General features: G+C 59.3%; 15 protein-coding genes. 12 read left to right on the top strand and 3 right to left on the bottom strand.

All coding sequences use genetic code 11. The features are described from left to right. The first annotated feature begins 186 nt into the window (after positions 1-186). The 4 genes from VIL80_RS09950 to VIL80_RS09935 all read left to right on the top strand — a co-directional run bounded on the left by VIL80_RS09950 (position 187) and on the right by VIL80_RS09935 (position 3,846). The gene (locus VIL80_RS09950) at positions 187-786 is read left to right on the top strand and encodes a PepSY-associated TM helix domain-containing protein (RefSeq protein WP_332035960.1); all 600 of its coding nucleotides are present in this window, start codon (positions 187-189) and stop codon (positions 784-786) included. A gap of 24 nt (positions 787-810) precedes the next feature. After that, a complete protein-coding gene (locus tag VIL80_RS09945) occupies positions 811-1,344 on the top strand; it encodes a DUF2271 domain-containing protein (RefSeq protein ID WP_332035959.1) in 534 nt (177 codons plus the stop codon). Positions 1,345-1,375: 31 nt separating this feature from the next. Continuing rightward, positions 1,376-2,209: a DUF4198 domain-containing protein gene (locus VIL80_RS09940; protein ID WP_332035958.1), complete on the top strand. Its 834-nt coding sequence runs from the start codon at positions 1,376-1,378 to the stop codon at positions 2,207-2,209. A gap of 89 nt (positions 2,210-2,298) precedes the next feature. Further along, positions 2,299-3,846 carry a flavodoxin domain-containing protein gene (locus VIL80_RS09935; protein WP_332035957.1) on the top strand — a complete coding sequence of 516 codons (1,548 nt, stop codon included), beginning with the start codon at positions 2,299-2,301 and terminating at the stop codon, positions 3,844-3,846. A 16-nt stretch (positions 3,847-3,862) separates the two neighbouring features. Here VIL80_RS09935 and VIL80_RS09930 read toward each other — a convergent pair whose 3' ends face one another. Next, positions 3,863-4,975 carry an SGNH/GDSL hydrolase family protein gene (locus VIL80_RS09930; RefSeq protein WP_332035956.1) on the bottom strand — a complete coding sequence of 371 codons (1,113 nt, stop codon included), beginning with the start codon at positions 4,973-4,975 and terminating at the stop codon, positions 3,863-3,865. 157 nt (positions 4,976-5,132) lie between these two features. On the opposite strand from VIL80_RS09930, the gene VIL80_RS09925 reads away from it, so the two are divergent. Beyond that, complete coding sequence (locus tag VIL80_RS09925) at positions 5,133-6,059, top strand: dienelactone hydrolase family protein (protein WP_332035955.1); 927 nt, start codon at positions 5,133-5,135, stop codon at positions 6,057-6,059. Here VIL80_RS09925 and VIL80_RS09920 read toward each other — a convergent pair. Both VIL80_RS09920 and VIL80_RS09915 read right to left on the bottom strand, forming a co-directional pair. Beyond that, positions 6,036-7,712 (bottom strand): GMC family oxidoreductase, encoded by a 1,677-nt coding sequence (locus tag VIL80_RS09920; RefSeq protein WP_332035954.1) that lies wholly within the window; start codon positions 7,710-7,712, stop codon positions 6,036-6,038. The genes VIL80_RS09925 and VIL80_RS09920 overlap by 24 nt on opposite strands. Before the next feature lie 73 nt (positions 7,713-7,785). Beyond that, positions 7,786-8,409 carry a TetR/AcrR family transcriptional regulator gene (locus VIL80_RS09915; protein ID WP_332035953.1) on the bottom strand — a complete coding sequence of 208 codons (624 nt, stop codon included), beginning with the start codon at positions 8,407-8,409 and terminating at the stop codon, positions 7,786-7,788. Between the two features lie 225 nt (positions 8,410-8,634). Between VIL80_RS09915 and VIL80_RS09910 the strand changes: the two genes are divergently transcribed. The 7 genes from VIL80_RS09910 to VIL80_RS09880 form a co-directional block, all read left to right on the top strand. Next, positions 8,635-9,792: an acyl-CoA dehydrogenase family protein gene (locus VIL80_RS09910; protein ID WP_332035952.1), complete on the top strand. Its 1,158-nt coding sequence runs from the start codon at positions 8,635-8,637 to the stop codon at positions 9,790-9,792. 60 nt (positions 9,793-9,852) lie between these two features. Further along, the gene (locus VIL80_RS09905) at positions 9,853-10,827 is read left to right on the top strand and encodes an NAD(P)H-dependent flavin oxidoreductase (protein ID WP_332035951.1); all 975 of its coding nucleotides are present in this window, start codon (positions 9,853-9,855) and stop codon (positions 10,825-10,827) included. Positions 10,828-10,930: 103 nt separating this feature from the next. Beyond that, positions 10,931-13,726, top strand: a complete 2,796-nt coding sequence (locus VIL80_RS09900; protein WP_332035950.1) for a winged helix-turn-helix domain-containing protein — start codon at positions 10,931-10,933, stop codon at positions 13,724-13,726. Between the two features lie 212 nt (positions 13,727-13,938). Next, positions 13,939-16,272, top strand: coding sequence for a TonB-dependent receptor (locus VIL80_RS09895; RefSeq protein ID WP_332035949.1), 2,334 nt, complete (start codon positions 13,939-13,941; stop codon positions 16,270-16,272). A 91-nt stretch (positions 16,273-16,363) separates the two neighbouring features. Continuing rightward, positions 16,364-17,578: a phosphotransferase family protein gene (locus VIL80_RS09890; RefSeq protein ID WP_332035948.1), complete on the top strand. Its 1,215-nt coding sequence runs from the start codon at positions 16,364-16,366 to the stop codon at positions 17,576-17,578. Positions 17,579-17,622: 44 nt separating this feature from the next. Then, a complete protein-coding gene (locus VIL80_RS09885) occupies positions 17,623-18,765 on the top strand; it encodes an acyl-CoA dehydrogenase family protein (protein ID WP_332035947.1) in 1,143 nt (380 codons plus the stop codon). Positions 18,766-18,883: 118 nt separating this feature from the next. After that, a partial coding sequence (locus VIL80_RS09880; protein ID WP_332035946.1) for an AMP-binding protein occupies positions 18,884-20,247 on the top strand: 1,364 nt, incomplete at its 3' end.

Raw genomic sequence — 20,247 nt, 5'->3', positions numbered from 1 at the left:
GAAATTGGGTTTGTGGGCTGCTGACTAAAAAAGGCGCGGATTCTAAACAGTATAGGGTTGGCTGATCCAGCAACCGCTTTACAGATTTTTACGCTTTCCAACCCTGTCGCCGCTTTAAGTAGATAATGAGATACATTATCATCTGCATTCTTAAATAATCAGTGAACACACAGGGATCGGGCAGTAGTGGCAATTTCTCTTGGGTCAGCGCGCCAATGGCACTGGATCAGCTCCGCGGTTTGCCTGGTGGGAATGCTATTGTTTGCCATCACCGGTATCACCCTGAACCATGCGGCGGAGATCCCCGCACACCCGCAAGTGATCACTCACGAGCTCAGCGTGCCCGCTGGGCTGCTGGATACCTGGAGTGGCAGCGAATCCGACACCACACAGTTGCCAGCGAGTTTGCTGCAGTGGCTGGCGAGCGAGCACCGTATCCGAGTGCCACGCAATCACCGCGGGGAGTGGGATGGCAGCGAATACTATCTCGCGATGCCGCGTCCCGGTGGGGATGCGTGGCTGTCCCTCGACCGCGACAGCGGCGATCTCACCTATGAAAGTACCGACCGTGGCTGGGTTGCCTATTTCAACGATTTGCACAAGGGGCGCGACACTGGCGGTGTGTGGCGCTGGTTCCTGGATATATTCGCGGTTGCCTGTGTGGTGTTCTGCGTGACCGGTTTCTGGCTGCTGTGGAAACAGTCATCGCGCCGAATTTCCACCTGGCCGGTAACCGCACTGGGAGTGCTGATCCCCCTGGTGATAGCACTGGTTTTCATTCACTGACCCTATCGACCTTCGGGAAAAGACATGGATATAAAGTTGTTCAAAAAACTGGCTGCAGCGGCCCTCATTTCCGCTTGCGGATTTGCCGGCACTGCACAGGCAGAAACCTTGCAGGTCAGTATCGAAATCCCGCGCCTCAAAGTGGCCGAATACCACAATCCCTATGTAGCGGTGTGGCTGGAAGATGAGTCTCGCAATGCCACCCAGATCGCCGTTTGGTACGACGTGGATATGCGCAATGGCGAGGGCAAGAAGTGGCTCAAGGACCTGCGTCAGTGGTGGCGCCGCGGCGGTCGCAGCCTGGACGTGCCGGTGGATGGCATTACTTCCGCAACCTATGGCCCTGGCAAGCATGCACTGGAAGTGGCGATTGACGAGAGCGATCTCGCCAAGCTGGCGCCCGGAAAATACCGCCTGCGGGTGGAGGCGGCGCGCGAAGTGGGCGGCCGTGAGCTGGTGGAAATTCCCCTGACCTGGCCGCTGGAAAAATCCGGCCAGCCGCTTTCTGCCAAGGGTGAAGAAGAACTGGGCAGTGTTCGCGTAGCACTGCTTCCCTGATTGCCAAGCGACGATTGAAAAGGAAAATCCCATGAAAAAAATGACCCTTGCCAGAGTCTTGTTGGCCGGCCTGATGACCGCTGGCGTTGCCATGCAAGCGGAAGCCCACCGCGCGTGGATTCTGCCGAGCTCCACGGTACTTTCCGGTGACGATCCCTATGTCACCTTCGACGCGGCGGTGTCAAATACCATCTTTTTCCCGGACCACGTCGCGATGGGGGTGGAAACGGTAACTGCTACCGCTCCGAACGGAGAAAAAATCGCGCTGGAAAATGCCTCCCGCGGCAAATACCGCACGACGTTTGACCTGCAGCTGAAGGAAGAGGGCACCTACAAGATTGGCGTCGCCTCCTCCGGTCTGCGCGCCATGTGGAAAGACGACGAAGGCAAGCGCCACATGTGGCCGGGACGCGGCCAGCAGGCGAATGATGCCGATTTCGCTACTGCGGTGCCGAAAAACGCCAAGGAACTGCGGGTTTCCCAAAGCTCCCGCCGTATCGAAACCTTCGTTACCGCCGGTGCGCCCAGTGACGCCGTGCTGAAGCCGCAAGGCATCGGCCTGGAACTGCAACCGATCACCCATCCCAATGACCTGTACGCCGGTGAAGTGGCCAAGTTCAAACTGCTGATCGATGGCGAACCGGCCAAGAATGCTGAGGTTGTTCTGATTCCGGGCGGCAGTCGCTATCGCGATTCCCAGAACGAGATCGAGGTAACCGCGGATAATGCCGGCCAGTTCAGTGTGACCTGGCCGAGTGCCGGCCAGTACTTTATGGAAGCGGAATACGAAGATGGCAAAGCCAAGGCACCGGCGACCGTGCGCAGTGGCACCTATACCGCCACCTTCGAAGTTTTGCCGATGTAAGGGCTGCGCCCAGTGAATCCCCGAGCCAGTCAGCAAGTGACTAGTCGGAAAGTTACTTGCCAGAAAGTTAATAGCCAGGAAATTAAACGGTGACAGAGAACCAGCGCATCTGCATTGCTCTTTTCTGCACCCTGGCGTGGCTTTTGTGGGTTTCAGTGCTGGTTGTACGGCATCGCCGCGCATTGCGTGCCACCCGTTGTCAGCAGCAAGCGCAGACGACGGGCGGTGTGCTGATTGCGTATGCGAGCCAGAGTGGCACCGCCGCCGCACTGGCCCGCCAGAGCGCAGAGCACCTGCTCCCGTCGCAGCCGGTCACGGTTCTGCCACTCAGTCTTGTGACTTCGCAGACGTTACAAGCCGCGCACAAGGCACTGTTCGTCGTTAGCACCTATGGCGAAGGGGAGCCGCCGGATAACGGCCAGCGCTTTGCCAGAAATTATCTGAGTGGCGCCGGCGGCGATACGGCCGCGCTGGATCTATCTCACCTTTCCTATTCCGTGGTCGCGCTGGGTGACAGCACATACGAACGCTTCTGTGCCTTCGGCCAGAGGCTGTTCGACGGTATGGCGCAACTGGGCGCGAAAGCGCTGGAACCATTGCACAAGGTCGACAGCGCTCGCGAAGAAGCCAGCGGTATCGGCAGCAGTATTGCCAGGGCCATGCCCAGTTGGTTCTGTGCGTCGCCGCCCGCGGAAAAAACTCGCAGTAATGCCACTGCCTGGTGGCGGCTGGCGGAGCGCACATTACTCAACCCCGGTAGTCCGGGCGCGCCGCTATTTGAATTGACCTTGCGCGCGGTCAACGATCTGCCCAAGTGGCGTGCTGGCGATGTGTTTGTGGTACAGCCGCGGCAGGAGCGCGCGCCGGTAGTGCGCTGGCTTGCATCTCACAATCTGCAAGCCACCCGCTGGATTGTCACCGATGGTCGTGGCCAGACACTACAGGCGTGGCTGCGCGATCGCGCGCTTCCCAATGCAGGGTTTGATCGGGAGAAGCTGCTGGGCGGGGACCTCAGCGAATTTCCGCTGCTGCCAGCGCGGGAGTATTCCGTGGCCTCAGGCCATCAGGAAAAGGCGCTCAAACTTGTCGTGCGCCAGCAGTTCACTGAAGAGGGGCGGCTCGGTCTCGGCTCCGGCTGGTTGACCGAATACTGCGAGCTGGGGGAGTTGTTTTCCGGCCATCTGCGGGAAAACAGCAACTGCCATACACCGGATCACCGTCGTCCGCTTCTGTTGATCGGCGCCGGCAGCGGCCTTGCCGGACTGCGCGCGCAGCTGGCGGAGCGGGCGGCACAGGCGAACTGCGGGCCAGTGTGGCTGGTTTTTGGCGAGCGCTGTCCGGACACTGACCGTCCGCTTGCACGGGAAATGGACAACTGGCTGCGACAGGGAACCTTATCGCGCTGCGAGCGGATTTTCTCCCGCGGTGGAGCGTCACCATTCCGCTATGTGCAGGAATTTCTCGCTGCGCAGCAGGGCGAATTGCGCTCCTTTATTTCCGGCGGTGCGGATATCTACGTGTGTGGCAATCGCGACGGCATGGGCGAAGGCGTGCACCGGGCGCTCAAGCAGCTTCTGGGGGAGCAGGAAGTGGAAACGCTGCTCGAATCCGGGCGCTACCGTCGGGACCTGTATTAAAGTGCAGGCCGGGCAATTAATGCCCGTCCTGCCAACCCATCTTTTCGCGCACAAACGCCGCCAGTTTTTCTCCGTTGGCGATGTGCTGGGCCACCCTCGGGTGCTGGGCGTAACCGGTATAGTCGAAAAACAGCGTGTGCAGCTTTGTATCCCCGGTCTGTTTCTGTATCTGTGCTACGGCTTTGCGAATGTAATCCGGCCATTTATTGTTGGCAGTGGCATCCATGCTGCCGAGGGCGCAGATAATATTGGCGTCGGGGTAGCGGGTGCGGATATCGCGAACAAAATCGACGTAGGCGTCGATCCGCTGCTGATCGTCGGGTACCGGCTGCAGGCGCTGTTTACTGTCTACCAGCCAACTGTCGTTCTGGAACAGGTTGATCACCACAACGTCCGGCGTCCAGCGCTGGAAATCCCAGCGGCTGTCATTGTCGCCAACGCCACTCAATTGGTCGTAATACGCTGACATGGTATAGGGGAACCAGCTCACCATGATGCCGATTCCACTTCGGCAGATGGTGTGCAGTTCGGCATCCAGTGTGCGCGCGGCCACCGCGCCGTAAGTCCAGTAGTGGTTCTGTTCCGAGGGCAGATCGTCGCGGCTGTTGTCCGCGCCCTCGTTGCCCATGCCGCAGCTGATGGAGTCGCCAAAGATTTCCATGCGCCGCTTGGGTCTCGCGCTTGCAGGCAGTAGCTTGCCGGAGCCTGACAACGTAAGCCCCCTGAATTTTGTCGCTCCGTACTCACCTTCGGTGCGCTTGTAGATTTCCACCGTGTGCTCACCTGGCGGCAGCACTCGGGAAATTTCATAGCTGTGCTCGCCCTTGTTGGCCAGCAGCACAAACGGATGTGCGGTATTGCCGTCGACAATCACATTGTAGAAATTCGAGCCGGTGGCGTCGTCCAGGGTTATGTGAAGCTCGGTGCCGGTAAAATTTGCCCGCACGCTGCTGCCCGGCCAGCTCAGAACGGGTGCGTGTTTATCACCGAAATCGATACGGCCCGTATATTGCAGTTCTGCCGCATTGGCGGGGACAGCTACACCGGTATTGGCGCCAGCGGCAGATACCGGCGCCGCCGAAAGCCCGGCCAGTACCAGCGCTGAAACGAACAAAGACCAATTTGTCATTGGGTTTAAACAACTCTTTTTTGTGATTGGTTTATTGTAATTGTGGGCATTGGTTCGCTGGCCGCTGCCGTCACTTACGGACTATTATCATTGGCTGCAACATAAACCTGTACGAAACCAGGTAAATCAATTTTCGCGAACTTGGAGGGCGAGGGTAATGTGTGACGAACTGAACAGTAAAGACGCCGAGGCTTACTTTCTGCAGCAGGGGGCCGGCAAGGGGGTAAGTCGCCGGACTTTTGGACGTCTTGGCATCGGTGCGGGTATTGGTACCGCACTCGCCTCCGCACTGCCCTGGTCCGCGGTGGCTGAGGTGGAAGGTGGGGTGAGTCTGGTGGAGAGCAATGTCACGGTGCCGACCCCGGACGGCGAGGCCGACTGCTATTTTGTGCACCCCGCCGAAGGGCGCCACCCAGCGGTGATCATGTGGCCAGATATCTTCGGTATACGCCCGGCGGTTCGCCAGATGGGCAAGCGCCTGGCACAGTCCGGTTACGCTGTGCTGGTGGTGAATCCCTACTACCGCAATATGCACGGTCAGCTGGTACCGGACGATGCAAAAATCATCGGCCCGGAATTGCGCGAAAAGATTTTCCCCAAGGGGCGGGAGCTCGCCGGCACCCTGTCACCGCAGACCTGCGTGACCGACGGCAAAGCGTTTATCGCATTCCTGGATAAACAGGCGGCGGTGGATCCGGCGAAAAAGGCGGGCACAGCCGGCTACTGCATGACCGGCTCCTATACCTTCCGCCTAGCTGCGGCAATGCCCGAACGCTTTGGTGCCGGTGCCTCATTTCACGGAGGTGGCCTGGTTACCGAAGCGCCGGACAGTCCGCATCGGCTGATTCCCGAGATCAAGGCCGGGTTTCTCGTGGCTATCGCCGAAAACGACGATGAGCGCCAGCCAGAGGCGAAGGTGGAGTTACGCAAAGCGTTTGATGCCGCAGGGCTGGATGCCACTGTGGAAGTTTACGAGGGCGCGATGCATGGCTGGTGTCCGCCAGATTCCATGGCGTACAACCAGCCTCAGGCAGAGCGTGCCTGGCAGGAAATGCTGACGCTATTCGGCAAGCGCCTGACTTGATCTTTGCATTGATTCCACCCCATTGCTTTTAACTGCCTGGTCCGCGCCCAGAATCAAATCTGCGGCGCGTTCTGCGATCGCAATGACGGGTGCATTGGTGTTGCCGCTGACAATATTAGGCATCACCGATGCATCCACCACGCGCAATCCCTCCACGCCGTGCACACGCAGTGTGCCGTCAACTACCGCCAGTTCATCACTCCCCATGCGACAACTGCCTACCGGGTGGTACACGCTCTCTGCATGCTGGCGAATAAACGCTTCAATTTCTTTGCGGCTGTTGGGCCGTGAGGTCGGTAACCACCAGTCCTTGTGATACTGCTGTAGCGGCGGCTGTTCGATAATTTCCCGCGCCTGTTCCACGCCTTCAATCAATACCTCGAGGTCTTCCTGCTCGTCGAGATAATTGGCATCGACCAGTGGCAGGTCGGCGGGATTGGCGGAGCGCAGGCGTACGCTGCCTCGGCTCAGCGGGCGCAGGCCGCAGACGTGGAGTGAGTAGCCGTATCCGCCCGGGCGCTCGCGGCCGTGATCGAACAGCGGTGCGGAGGTGAGGTGGAACTGCAGGTCTGCATAGCCACGTGCGAAGGTCGAACGGGAGAAGCCCCCGGCTTCGGCACCATTGCTGGTGAGCTGGCCGCGGTTGCGCCACAGAAAATCTGGCATGCTGGCGGCGGCCTTAAGGGTAGGCCACAGGGAATTGGAAAAAGTGATCGGGCGATTCACCTTCACTACTTGGGTCACGTCGAGATGGTCTTGCAGGTTTTCGCCGACACCAGGCAAATGGACTTTCGATTCAATATTCAGTGATTGCAACTGCTGCTGGTTGCCGATCCCTGAGAGTTGCAGCAGCTGCGGCGATTGCAGTGCACCGCCGCACAGGATGACCTCGCGGTGGGCGTACACTTGTCTTCCATCCAGTAACTGCACCCCGGTTGCCGATGTGTTGCGTAATAACACCCTGGCTACCCGTGCATTGGTCAGCACGGTGAGGTTATCGCGCACCTCTGCCGGGCGCAGGTAGGCAGTGGCGGCGGAACAGCGGCGGCCATCGCGCTGGGTAACCTGATAAAAACCGAAGCCGAACTGGCTGGGTCCGTTGAAGTCCTTGTTGGACTGGTGTCCGGCACTGATGGCTGCGTCCACGAAGGCAGCGCCGGCACGGGTTTTGTAGCGCAAATCGGAGACCGACAGCGGGCCCGTGTCATTGTGCAGCGGGCTGCGACCGCGCTGGTTGCCCTCGGATTTCAGGAAATACGGCAGCAGATTATTCCAGCTCCAGCCCGGGTTGCCGGCCTTTTCCCAGTCGTCGTAGTCGCCGGGATTACCGCGGATATACACCATGGCATTGATGGAGCTGCAGCCGCCCAGGGTTTTGCCCCTGGGCCAAAAGAGGCTGCGGTTATTGAGATGTTTTTGTGGCGTGGTGTGGTGGGGCAGGTTGTACTTGTCACCGGCCACGAGGAAGCCGATACCAATTGGCATTCGGATCAGCAGGCTGTCGTCCGGTGGTCCCGCTTCCAGCAGGCACACACTGAAGCGGCCGTCGGCGCTCAGGCGATTGGCCAGTACGCATCCGGCGGAACCGCCGCCGACAATGACATAGTCGAAAGAATTCTGTTTCAGTTCTTTCTTGCTGATTGTTTCCGTCATCACCGCGTTCTTCCCGTTTTATTCCCGTTATTTAGTTTCGGTCTTTATTTTTTGGGGCGGGCAATGTTGGGCATTATCCGCCGGCAATCATCCGCAGGCTGGATTTGCTGTGTTCTAGCAATTGGTCCAGATCGATTTGTTCCGGGCTCACCAGCCACTGGTAAATACCACCAAAAATCAGTGCGCAGTATTGTTCCGCAAATGCCTCAGGGGAGAGTGCGCTGCCGGAAAATTCCGCGCACTCTACAATCCAGCGCACCGCCTGTTTGCGTTGGTTATGGTGGATTTCCTGCAGTTTCTGCGTGATTTCCGAATGGTGGTCGATGGTGTGGTAGTAGAGCTTGTACATGGCTCGCAGGTGATCGGGATTGGAGCGCACAAAATTTTGCAGGGCGGTGACCGCCGCAATGATGGTGTCAAAGCCGCTGGTATCGGCGGTGGACCTGTCCAGCTCCTCACACCACAAATGGTGCAGGTGTTCGATCAGTGCGGAATAAAAAACATCTTTGGTCTTGTAGCGATAGGCGGCGAGGCCGCGGCTGTAGCCGGCGCTGGTGCCAATTTCTGCGAGGGTGGCCCGCTGTGGCCCCTGGTCGACGATCAGGCGAATGGCGGCGTCAAACATCTGGCTGTCTGACTGGGCGCTGCGCTCCGCCTGGGTCATACGCGATCGTCTGTTAGCGGTGGGGCTGCTCATTGGGGCCGTCCTGTGATTGGTGCTCCGGGGTGGGCGCCTATTGTCGCTCATTCACGCGCCGGTTTGCTGCAATGCCGCCAGTCTACCCAACAAACAAACTTGTCACAAGCAAGTAAGTGTGTGTATGCTGCTTGAAACGGTGGCAGACGGGCAACCGGAATCGGGACTGGATCGACGGCGATGCCGCGACCGGTATCCGAAATACAACGACAGGAGGCGAGTGCGGTGATAGTGAGACCCTTGGAGAGCGAACATGAGATGTTCCGGGATTCCGTGCGGAAGTTCCTGCAGGCGGAAGCGGTTCCCCATATGGAGGAGTGGCGGCAGCAGGGCGTGGTGGATCGGGAGATCTTCCGCAAGGCGGGGGAGAACGGCTTCCTGTTCATGTGGGCGGAAGAGCGCTTTGGTGGCCTCGGCCTGGAGGATTTCCGCTACGAGCAGGTGCTGATCGAGGAACTGTATCGCGCCGGCTGCGGGGATATTTTCATTCCCACCCACAACCGCCTCGTCGGCCGCTACCTCGGCAACCTGGCATCGGAAGAGCAGAAAGACCGCTTTTACCCCGGTTGCATCAACGGTGAAACCATTCTGGGTATTGCCATGACCGAGCCGGACACCGGCTCCGATCTCGCGGCGATGAAAACCCGCGCGGTGGATTGCGGCGATCACTGGCGTTTGAATGGCGCCAAGACCTATATCTCCAACGGCATCATCGGCGACCTGTTTGTGGTGGCGGCGCGTACCAGCGACGCCAAACACGGTGTGGGATTGTTTCTGGTGGAGCGCGGCATGGAAGGGTTCAGTCGTGGGCGCAACCTCGACAAACTCGGTATGAAAGCCCAGGACACCGCAGAACTGTTTTTCGACAATGTGTGCATCCCCAAAACCAATCAACTGGGTGAGCCGGACAAGGGGTTTTATTACCTGATGCAGAATCTGGCGGAAGAGCGTCTGCAGAGTGCCACCTGTTCGCTGGCCAATGCCAATGCCGCGCTGGACGAAACCCTCGAGTTCACCAAGGAGCGTAAGGTATTCGGCAATCCGGTGGCGAGCTTCCAGAACAACCGTTTCCAGTTTGCCAGTATGCGTACCGAACTCGATGTGGCTCAGGTGTACGTGGACCGTTGTGTGCAGGCGCAGAATGCGGGCGAGCTCAGCGGTGCTGACGCCGCGAAAGTAAAGCTGTTCTGCTCGGAACTGGAGGGCAGGGTAGTGGACCAGTGCCTGCAGTTTCACGGTAGCGCCGGTTATATGGATGAGTACCGCATCTCCCGCCGCTACGCGGATGCGCGCATCTCGCGCATTTACGCCGGCACCAGCGAGGTGATGCGGGAAATCATCTCGCGGGATATGGGGCTGGATTACCGAATCAAGAATGCGTAACGCGTACCGATTATCTGTCGCTAGCTTTTGTGCAAAGTTTCTGATGCCGGAGGGCAAAAAATGAAAACCAGAATTACAGAAATGCTGGGTGTCGAATACCCGATCGTTCAGGGTGGCATGATGTGGGTTGGCCGGGCGGAACTGGCTTCTGCGGTGTCTAATGCCGGCGGCCTCGGCATTATCACTGCACTTACCCAGCCAACGCCGGAGGATCTGTACAAGGAAATCCAGCGCTGCCGGGAAATGACCGATAAGCCTTTCGGCGTGAACCTCACCATTTTGCCCACGATCAAGCCGGTACCTTATGCAGAGTACGCGCAGGCCGCTATCGACGGTGGGGTTAAGGTAATCGAAACCGCCGGGCGCAACCCGGAAGAGTTTATTCCGCTGTTTCGTAAAAACGGGGTGAAGGTGATCCACAAGTGCACGTCGGTGCGCCACGCATTGAAAGCGGAAACCGTCGGCTGCGACGCGGTGAGCGTGGATGGTTTTGAATGCGCCGGTCACCCGGGGGAAGACGATGTGACCAATCTGGTATTGCTGCCGGTGGCTGCATCGAAACTGTCCATCCCCATGATCGCCTCCGGTGGTATCGGCAACGGCTACCAGCTGGCGGCGGCGCTGATGCTGGGGGCAGAAGGGGTGAATATGGGCACCCGCTTTGTGGCCACCAAGGAGGCGCCGGTACACCAGAATGTGAAGCAGGCCATGGTGGACGCGGATGAGCGCCAGACCACCCTGATTTTCCGCAGCCTGCGCAATACCGCGCGGGTATTCCGCAACTCCATTGCCTCCGAGGTGGTGTCCATCGAAGCGCGCCCGGGAGACACGGACTTCGCCGATCTCCAGCCGCTGGTGGCCGGGGTAAGAGGGCGCGAGCAGGTGCTGGAAGCCGGCGATGTCGAGGGCGGTATCTGGACCGCCGGGCAGGTAATCGGGCTGATCAACGACATTCCCAGCTGCGCGGAGCTGCTGGCGCGGATGATGGAAGAGGCGCGATCCGTGATCCGCGCGCGCGCAGAATTGTTGGGGTAACCCGCACTTTGTGACCCGTTTTCGCGCAGGCGTCCAGTATCGCGGTTGACAGGTACGGGCGCCCCACTTATTTTCAAACGACATAATAAATACAAGCCGGCCGATGATTGAGTCCGTAGCTAAGCTCCCAGAGCAACTGCGTCCGCCCGCCGCGTCTGAGCACCGTCAGCGCCGGGTGATGGCGCAACCCGCCAAGCTGTGCTGTCCGCAGGCACCGCCTTTCCAGATATTGCGTACCGCAATCAGTGAGCAGTTGTGCCGCGGCAATGGCCATGACAAGAGCGCGCGGGTTTCCCTGGTGCGCGCGCCTGCGGGCTTTGGCAAATCCACCCTGATGCGGCAGGTGTTCGAGCAGCTCGGCCAACAGGGGGTTGCCACCGCCTGGATGCGGCTGGACCTGGCGGATAACGATAGCGCGCGCCTGCTGCATTTCCTCGCCCGTGCACTGGACAAACTGTCCCCCGATGAATCTGAGCACAGTGGCGATGCGCCGGGTGCGGCTGCCATGGATCTACTGGACCGGGTGGAAACGCTGCCCGGCCCCTTCGCCCTGTTTCTCGACGATCTGGAAGTACTCCAGAACAGTGTTGCCCTCGCGTTTATTCGCCAGCTGGCGGAACGCCTCCCTCCTGACGGGCGCCTGATCCTGGGCTCCCGTACCCAGCCGGATATCGGTCTCGCGCGTCTGCGTGCCCGCGGGCAACTGCAGGAAATTGATGCCAACAGCCTGCGCTTCAGCGCCGAGGAAACCGCGCAGTTTCTGCAGCGGGAGTGCGGGCTGGAAATCGCCCCGGAGGATATTGCCACCCTGCACCAGACCACCGAGGGTTGGGCTGCGGCGCTGTGGCTTGCGTACCTCGCCCTGGAGCAGTGCCGCGATCCCGCGGCACTGGTGGCGGGTTTCTCCGGTTCCAACGCACTGGTCGCGGACTATCTCGGGGAGGAGGTGCTGGCGCGCCAGCCCGATGAGCTGCGGGAATTTATGCTTTCCACCAGCATACTCCCGCAGCTATCCGCCGAACTTTGCGATGCGGTGTGCGCGGGCAGTGGCAGCCAGGAAAAGCTGCTGGCGCTGTCCCGCAACCGTTTTTTGCTGGAGCCCATGGACGAGGAGGGACGCTGGTTCCGCTACCACAGCATGTTCTCGGCCTTCCTGCAGGGGCAATTGCAACAGCGGCATCCGGAAAAGGTGCCCGGGTTACATCGCGCCGCGGCGGAAGCCTATCTGGCCCAGGGGCGCGTAGTGGCTGCCATCGAACAGGCGCTCAAGTCCGGAGACATGGGCTATGCACTGCCGCTGTTCGCGGTGCATGCGGAGCGCTTGCTGGGCGATGGCCGCGGCCTGCTGCTCACCCGCCTGATGTCATTGGTTCCCACTGGCAAACTGCAGCAGTGGCCCGGCCTGCAGGTAGTACACGTGTGGGCTATCGCGTTCACCCGCGGTGCGGCTGAGGCCATGGCACAGCTGAATGAATACGAACAGGGCGCGCCGGCGGAATCCCAGGTACATCTGCACGGCATGGCACTCAGGCCCATGTTGCTGTCGATGCTGGATCGCCACGACGAGGCCTACCGCATCGCCTCCGACTATATCCACCGCCTGCCGGTGGAGCAGACGTTTCCCCACGCCATCCTGCGCACGTCCCTCGCCTACGTGGCGCTGGTGGTAGGCAATTACCGCGAGGCACAGGACCTGCTGGATGAGGGGCGACGCCTGCAGGTGATCGACTGCACCCCGTTTACGCATATTTACGCGCAGTGTGTGGAAGGTGCCATCGAACTGCTGCAGGGGCGCTTGCGGCAGGCGACCGCGCGCTTTCGCCTTGCCGCCGGAGTCAGTGAGCGCAACGGTCGCCCGGTGACCAACGGCAACGCCATGGCGGCGGTGCTGCTGTCGGAGGTGTGGTACGAGTGCGGCCAGTTTGCCGATGCCGAACGCCTGTTGCAGGTCTATGTACCGCTGGTGCAGGAGCAGGGTGTGCCGGATCACCTGATCTGCGGTCACCGCAATCTCGCGCGAATTCTTTACGCCCGCGGTGATCACGACGGCGCCTTCCAGACCATCACCGAACTCGAATACTTCGGTTACCGCAACGAACTGCCGCGGCTGGTGGCGAGTGCGCGTCTCGAGCGCAGCCGGATCTTTCTGCTCGAGGGCGATAAACACTCTGCCCGCGATGAGCTGAAGCGTGCCCAGTCTGTCGGTGATTGGGAGAAATTCGAGCGCTGGTCGCTGTTCGGTAGCGACCTGGATACACCGGGCGATGCGGAGTTGCGCTGGAAAATCCACTTTGCCGACAGCGACACTGCCGCGCGCCAACTCAAAGAGCAGATCGGTCAGGCCGAGGCCCTGGGGCGCGGGCGTCGCGCGCTCAAGCTCCGCCTGTTGTATGCCCTCGCCCTGTACCGTAGTGGCAATGAAAAGGCCGCGTTGCGGCAACTGCGCGATGTATTGCGCATCGCAGCTTCCGAACACTATGTGCGCCTGATTCTCGACGAAGGTGAGATGGCGGTGCAGCTGCTACAGCGCCTGGCCAGCCAGCAGGGCGTGGCCTTTGATCCGGACCAGTTGCTGCGCGACCCCCAGGCCCTGTTTCGCCAGCTGGTGCGTGAGTTAACCGCGAGCGCTGCCTTAGCCGGCGACGCGGGAATTACTACTGCCAATATGCCGCCACCCGCGCAAACCCCGGATGGCAAACCCCTGGAAAAACTCACCCGCAAGGAGTTTCAGGTACTGTGCCTGCTGGGTGAGGGGCTTTCCAATGGCGCCATCGGCGAGCGTATGTTCGTTTCTGAAAATACCGTGCGCACCCACCTCCGCAATATCAACGCCAAGCTGCACGCCCAGTCCCGTACCGAAGCGGTCGCCGTCGCGCGCAAGCTGAATCTCATTAACTGAGCAAGTTCCGCCGGGCTGGCCGTGCACCAGCCTGGTTCATCCTCGATAGACTGGGGGTGAAATTTCATCGGAATGGACGAGTTTTTTTTGTTATCGCCTTCGCATACTGCAATCAGTCCAATAAAAACTGAACCCAGTGTGAGGATAAGGCGCGGCCGGGCCGTATCAGCGCCGCCATACCAATAAAGATAGCGAGCGAGGAGAGATCTCCCATGGCGATGAATAACAAATCCCCCCGTATTTCCGGTAATCCCGTACTCCGGGCAAGTGCCCTGGCTACCGCTATTGCCGCGGCTGTACCGGCAGTGGCGCAGGATGGTGCGGGGCGTCAGCTGGAGGAAGTCGTGGTAACCGCCCAGCGGCGTGCCGAGAGCATGCAGGATGTGCCGGTGGCAGTTACGGCGGCAACTTCCGAAGACCTGGCGATGGCCCAGGTGGACAGCGTCGCGAACATCCAGCAGATCTCCTCCAGCATCAAGTTTGATGTCACCAACAGCGCCGCTAACAGTGCCAACATCATGATTCGCGGTATCGGTACCGTGGGTAACAGCCGCGCGTTCGAGGGTGCTGTGGGTGTGTTTGTCGATGGCGTATACCGCACCCGTGCCGGTCAGGCGATGCAGAACTGGCTGGATATCGGCGGCCTGGAAATCCTGCGCGGCCCTCAGGGTACGCTGTTTGGCAAGAACACCTCCGCCGGTGCGCTGATTCTCAACAGCGTGGCGCCCACCACCGATGCGTCGGAACTGGATTACGAAGTGACCGCCGGCAATTACGGCCGCCAGATGGTCCGCGGCGCCGCCAATATGCCGGTGACCGACGATTTCGCCGTGCGCATTGCCGGGCTTTGGGGGCAGCAGGATGGCTTTATCAAAGATCCCAATGGTGGTGACTACAACGAGCGCTCGCCCCGTGCCCTGAAAGCGCAGTTTCTCTATGAACCGTCGGAAACTTTCTCCGCACAGCTGATCGCAGACTGGTCTGATGAAAGCAATAACTGCTGTTACGGCCAGATCGACGTGGTTGACGGCCCGCTGCAGCCGTTTATCAGCAACGTACTGATTCCGGCCCGCGGCCTGCAGGCCCCCTCAGAAAACTTTGACGACTACGAGCAGGTGCTGAGCGGTGATACCGACCAGAACATCACCGACAAGGGTGCAGTGCTGAAGCTGCAGTGGGAGCTCGCCTCCGGCCAGACCGTCAACTCGGTGACCGGATATCGTGACTGGAGCATTTCCCAGTGGAACATGGACGCGGACTTTACCGGCGCCAATATCCTGATCATCAATGAGTCCCTGAATACGGAGATGGTTTCCCAGGAATTCACCCTGAACGGTGTAATTGACAGCTTCGGTCCCTTCGCCGGCGCCGATTATGTAGCCGGTGTCTACTATGCCACGGAAGATATTGCCGCTCACCATGAACTGGGGTGGGGCGACCAGGCGCAGACTTACTTCGATCTCTACCTCGGGTTTGCTGGGATTCCCGCGGGCTACGCCGACGCAAGCGCAGGCATCTGGAGTAATATCGATATGCCGGCGGACAGCACCACCTTTGCTGCCTTCACCCACTGGAACCTGGATGTGACCGAAAAATTCGGCCTGACCGTCGGTGCGCGCTACTCCAAGGATGAAAAAGCCGGGGCGATGCAGCGTAACTATTTCTCCCCGGCACCCACTGCTGTGTTCCGCCTGCTCGGCGTACAGCCGGGGCCGGAATACAACGATACCTTCAAAGACAGTGCGGTGAGCGGCACTCTGGCAGCCCGTTACCAGATCGACGACGCCATGATGGCCTACGCTTCTTACAGTCGTGGCTACAAGGCGGGTGGGGTGAACATCGATAACACCGCTGCCGGCACCCTGGTTAACAACCCGGCAGAAGTCCCCGGCGCAGTTCCGCTGGACCCCACCTACAAATCCGAGTTTGTTGATGGCTACGAGCTGGGTCTGAAGAGCGAGTACGCCGGTGGGCGCGCGCGCACCAACGTCGCGGTGTTCTACAACGAAATGAGCGACCTGCAGATCGCGCAGTTTATCGGAACCCAGTTCACCATCGACAACGCACCGGAAGCCACTGCCTACGGTCTGGAAGTGGAAAACCAGTTCCTGCTGAGTGATGCCTTCAGCCTCAACCTGGACGTTACCCATATTGCCGACGCCAGCTTTGGCAGTGACCCGGTGCTGGGATCTCTCGCAGACCGGGAATTTGCCCACGCGCCCGAGTGGGCCGGCAATCTGGCGCTGAGTGTGGATCAACCGCTGTCCAGTGCGCTCAGCCTGTTTGGCCGGGTCGGTATCAACTACTCCACCGAGCTGTACACCAACACGTCCAACGACCTGATGCGCGGCAACCAGAGTGAAGTGGCAGCCAATATCGGCGTGCGTTCTGAAGCGTCCGGCTGGACCCTGGCAGCCTGGTGTCAGAACTGTACCGACGAGCGTTACGTAACCCAGCATTTCAACTCCCCGCTACAGGGTAGTGATGCCAACGGTTATGTCTCTGCGCCACTCACCTACGGTGTCACCCTGCGCGGATCCTTCTGATCCGCAGCAGTGCTGAGTGTACGACCGCGGCATAGGTTTACCGCGGCCGTGCACGAGTGTGAATCGAGAAGAATATGAGTCAGGTGATGTCATGAGCCAGATACTGACCACGAAGATCGCGACGGATTCCGGGGTGCGGCTGCGGCAGGAAGAAAATGGTGTCCTCTTCCCTCCCGCAGAGCATACTGGCGAGTTCGAAAAATCCAATTGTGCTTCTCGCGTCGCCGCACTGGCTTCGCCGGATGCGCTGACCGAATCCTGGTTGAGCAATGCCCTGCGGTTGCGCAATCCGGCGTGGCCAGTGGTTGTGGGTTTTACCTGCGAACCGGTGTCTGCCAATGATTTCGACATTCTTGTGCGTCTGTTCCTGCGCTATGCCGACAGCAGTGATGGGGCGCCTGCAACCATCCTCGCCAAGTTTTCCCGCCCGCTGCCCAGTCCGCAGTGGGAGGACTTTATTCGTCATTCCTTCGCTCGCGAGGCATCTGCCTATCAGGAGCTGAACAGTCACTACGCCTGCCGGGTCCCGGGGCTGCTTTTTGCGGCCGCCGATGGCCAGTATTTCAATCTGCTGCTGGAAGATTGTGGTGGTGAAAGCTACGCGGTTGATGAAAGTCCCGATGAGCACCAGCCGGAACACGAGGCCGTGTTGCAGGAGCTCGCGCAGTTGCACGGCTGCTTTGTGCGGACGTCGCCGGCATCGGCCCCCGAGTGGCAGCTGCGGCAGCGGGACAGTGCCCGCTTTATTGCCCATCGCTATCGCGTTGGGGTGGAAGCGCTGCGCAGTATCTACGGCGGCTGGCTGGCACAGGGACATTTTGCCCTGGTGGAAAAATTTGCTGACTATGTGGCCGACTGGCACCGCTATGAACGACATATTCTCACCCTGAGTCACGGTGATGCGCGCCTGGAAAATGTGTTGTTCCAGCGCGACGGTGGTGCATGCCGCGGCAGCCTGCTCAGCTGGAAGCTCGCCGGTGTACGCAATCCAATGTACGACGTGGCCAGCCTGCTTTCCAACGACCTTTCCTATGTTGCCCGCAACAATAGCGAAGCGGCACTGCTGCAACGCTACTGCCGGGTGTTCGAACAAAGCGGAACCCAGTACCCGTTCCGCGAGGCTTGTGAGGACTATCGCTTCAACCTGTTCGGACCCCTCATTTTCAATATCTGCGCCAGCGGTTTCCTGCAGGACACCATTGCGCAGAACGGAGAGCTGATCAAACGCATCCGCCGAAATTGTATGGCTATCTTTGATTGGGATGCCATGACGCTGATGCAGAAACGACGCAATGTAATTGCGTAAAAATAATCAACGCCGAAGCAAGATCGACGCAGTAAGGAGTCAATATGATCCCGAGAACCCTGTTCCAACCGGAACACGAAGAATTTCGCCGCATGGTCAAGCGGTTTCTGGAAACCGAAGTCGTGCCCCATCACGAGCGCTGGGAAGAGCAGCAACATGTGGATCGGGAACTCTGGTACCGCGCCGGTGAGCTCGGTCTACTGTGTATGACCATTCCCGAAGAATACGGCGGTATGGGGGGCGATCGCGTTTACAGCACGGTTTTGATGGAAGAGCAGAGCTACGTCGGTGCCACCGGCCCCGGGTTTACCGTGCACTCGGATATTGTTGCCAACTATATCTACAACTTTGGCACCGAGGCGCAGAAGCTGCAGTGGCTACCACGCATGGCCTCCGGCGAAGCAGTCGGCGCGGTTGCCATGAGCGAACCGGGCACCGGCTCCGACTTGCAGGCGATTACTTGCCGCGCGGAAAAAGACGGGGATGACTATGTCATCAACGGCTCCAAGATATTTATCACCAACGGCTACCTCGCGGATATTGTTGTGGTCGTGGCAAAAACCGGTAACAGCGGTGAGGGTTCCAGAGACACTTCACTGATTCTGGTGGAGGCGGACCGCGCCGGTTTCAGCAAGGCACAGCCGCTGAAAAAAGTCGGGATGAAAGCACAGGATACCTGTGAGCTCTATTTCGAAAACGTTCGTGTCCCCCAGTCCAACCTGTTGGGTGAGGTGGAGGGGCAGGGCTTTATCCAGTTGATGCGCGAACTCTCCTGGGAACGATTGATCATTGCGATCCTTTCGGTCAGCAGCGCCCGCGCGGCACTGAAAAATACGCTGGATTACACTCGCGACCGCAAAGTGTTCGGACAGCCTGTGGCCAACTACCAGAACACCCGCTTCAAGCTGGCGGAGATGAAAACCGAGATCGAGATCGGCCAAGTGTTCGTCGATCGCTGTATCGAAGAGGTATTGGAAGGCAAGCTCGCCCCGGAAGCCGCCGCCGCCGCGAAATTGTGGACCTCGGAACTGTTGTGCCGGGTGGTGGATGAAGGTGTACAGCTGCACGGTGGCTATGGCTATATGCTCGAATATCCCATTGCCAAGGCCTATATCGACTCCCGTGCAGGCCGTATTTACGGCGGTACCAACGAGATTATGAAGGAACTGATTGCACGCAGCCTGTAACCGGCGGCTGCTTGGGAGCACAGTACCCGCGGTGCCCCGGCCAAGGTCTGATTGACAGGCTTCAGGGGCACCGGTAGCGTGATTGAAAATAAAAACAGTGTGATGAGAGTAGGTGTGCATGAGCAAGATCTTCGAGTTCGCCGAACCATTGGAATATGTCCTGCGCTGGGAAAAGGAAAAACCCAATGAGGTCTACCTAACCCAGCCCCTCGCCGGCGGCGAGGTGGAAACCTACACCTGGGGCCAGGTGGCGGAGCAGGCGCGGCGGGTTGCCGCCTATCTCAAATCCCTGGACCTGCCTGAGGGCAGCAATATCGCGTTAGTGGGAAAAAACAGTGCCCACTGGATCATGGCCGACCTCGCTATCTGGATGGCCGGGCACGTGCCCGTGCCTCTGTACCCGACCCTGGGTGCCGATGCCTGCACTTATATCCTGGAGCACAGTGAAGCCAAGCTGCTGTTTGTGGGCCGCCTCGATGGTGTGACCGACAGCTGGAGTGAACTGGCGCCGGTGCTGCCAGAGAGTCTGCCGCTGCTTTGTCTGCCCATGTCCCCTGCTGTTCGCGAGGTGAATTCTGTTCACTGGGACCAGCTGATCAGGGACTTTGAGCCACTGAAGGATGTGACACTTCGCGGGCGCGAGGCGCTGGCAACCATTATTTATACCTCCGGGACCACCGGGCGCCCCAAGGGCGTGATGCACAACTTCCGCTCTCTAACTGCACCGGCGGGTTGTTCGGTCAATTTGTGGTTGCCCAGTGAAAGCGACCGCATGCTTTCCTACCTGCCGCTGGCCCATGTGGCCGAGCGAGTCGCGGTTGAAATTCCCTCGCTACTTTTTGGCTTCCAGCTGTTTTTCAACGATAGCCTCGAGACTTTTCCGATCGACCTGAAGCGGGCGCGCCCCACACGCTTTTTCTCTGTGCCGAGGTTGTGGACCAAGTTCTACCAGGCGGTCAACGCAAAGATTCCGCCGGCGAAACAGAAAGTACTGTTTTCCATTCCTTTCCTTTCTTCGAAAGTGAAGAAGAAAATCCTGCAGGAATTGGGGCTGGATAGCGTTCAGGTGGGCCTTACCGGTGCTGCGCCGCTGTCAGCGGAAATCATCAGTTGGTATCGCAAGCTCGGGCTTGATCTTCTGGAAGTATTCGGGATGACAGAAAACTGTGCCGCATCCCACGCCGCCCGTATCGGCGAAGTGCGTCCCGGTTATGTGGGTACCCCGCTGGATGGTGTGGAGTGCCGTATCGATGACACCGGTGAGGTGCTGGTGAAAAGTCCGGGCCAGATGATGGGCTATTACAAGATGCCCGAGGAGACCAGGGCCTGTCTGACTGAAGATGGTTTTTTCCATACTGGAGACCGTGGCGAGCTCGACGAAAAAGGTCGGCTTCGAATTACCGGTCGTACCAAGGACCTGTTCAAAACCAGCAAGGGCAAATATGTTGCACCGGTGCCGATCGAAAATATGTTGGGCGCGCA

The organism is Microbulbifer sp., assembly GCF_036563125.1.
In the GTDB taxonomy this organism is placed as follows: Bacteria; Pseudomonadota; Gammaproteobacteria; order Pseudomonadales; family Cellvibrionaceae; genus Microbulbifer.
The sequence above is the reverse complement of the archived record's forward strand: the minus strand, read 5'-3'. Positions and strand labels throughout refer to the sequence as shown.

Excerpts from the sequence above, each read along its gene's own strand:
- VIL80_RS09905 (WP_332035951.1), top strand. The coding sequence starts at position 9,853 with ATGAAAACCAGAATTACAGAAATGCTGGGTGTCGAATACCCGATCGTT.
- VIL80_RS09900 (WP_332035950.1), top strand. The coding sequence starts at position 10,931 with ATGATTGAGTCCGTAGCTAAGCTCCCAGAGCAACTGCGTCCGCCCGCC.
- VIL80_RS09930 (WP_332035956.1), bottom strand. The coding sequence starts at position 4,975 with ATGACAAATTGGTCTTTGTTCGTTTCAGCGCTGGTACTGGCCGGGCTT.
- VIL80_RS09915 (WP_332035953.1), bottom strand. The coding sequence starts at position 8,409 with ATGAGCAGCCCCACCGCTAACAGACGATCGCGTATGACCCAGGCGGAG.
- VIL80_RS09885 (WP_332035947.1), top strand. The coding sequence starts at position 17,623 with ATGATCCCGAGAACCCTGTTCCAACCGGAACACGAAGAATTTCGCCGC.
- VIL80_RS09890 (WP_332035948.1), top strand. The coding sequence starts at position 16,364 with ATGAGCCAGATACTGACCACGAAGATCGCGACGGATTCCGGGGTGCGG.
- VIL80_RS09940 (WP_332035958.1), top strand. The coding sequence starts at position 1,376 with ATGAAAAAAATGACCCTTGCCAGAGTCTTGTTGGCCGGCCTGATGACC.
- VIL80_RS09895 (WP_332035949.1), top strand. The coding sequence starts at position 13,939 with ATGGCGATGAATAACAAATCCCCCCGTATTTCCGGTAATCCCGTACTC.
- VIL80_RS09925 (WP_332035955.1), top strand. The coding sequence starts at position 5,133 with ATGTGTGACGAACTGAACAGTAAAGACGCCGAGGCTTACTTTCTGCAG.
- VIL80_RS09945 (WP_332035959.1), top strand. The coding sequence starts at position 811 with ATGGATATAAAGTTGTTCAAAAAACTGGCTGCAGCGGCCCTCATTTCC.
- VIL80_RS09920 (WP_332035954.1), bottom strand. The coding sequence starts at position 7,712 with ATGACGGAAACAATCAGCAAGAAAGAACTGAAACAGAATTCTTTCGAC.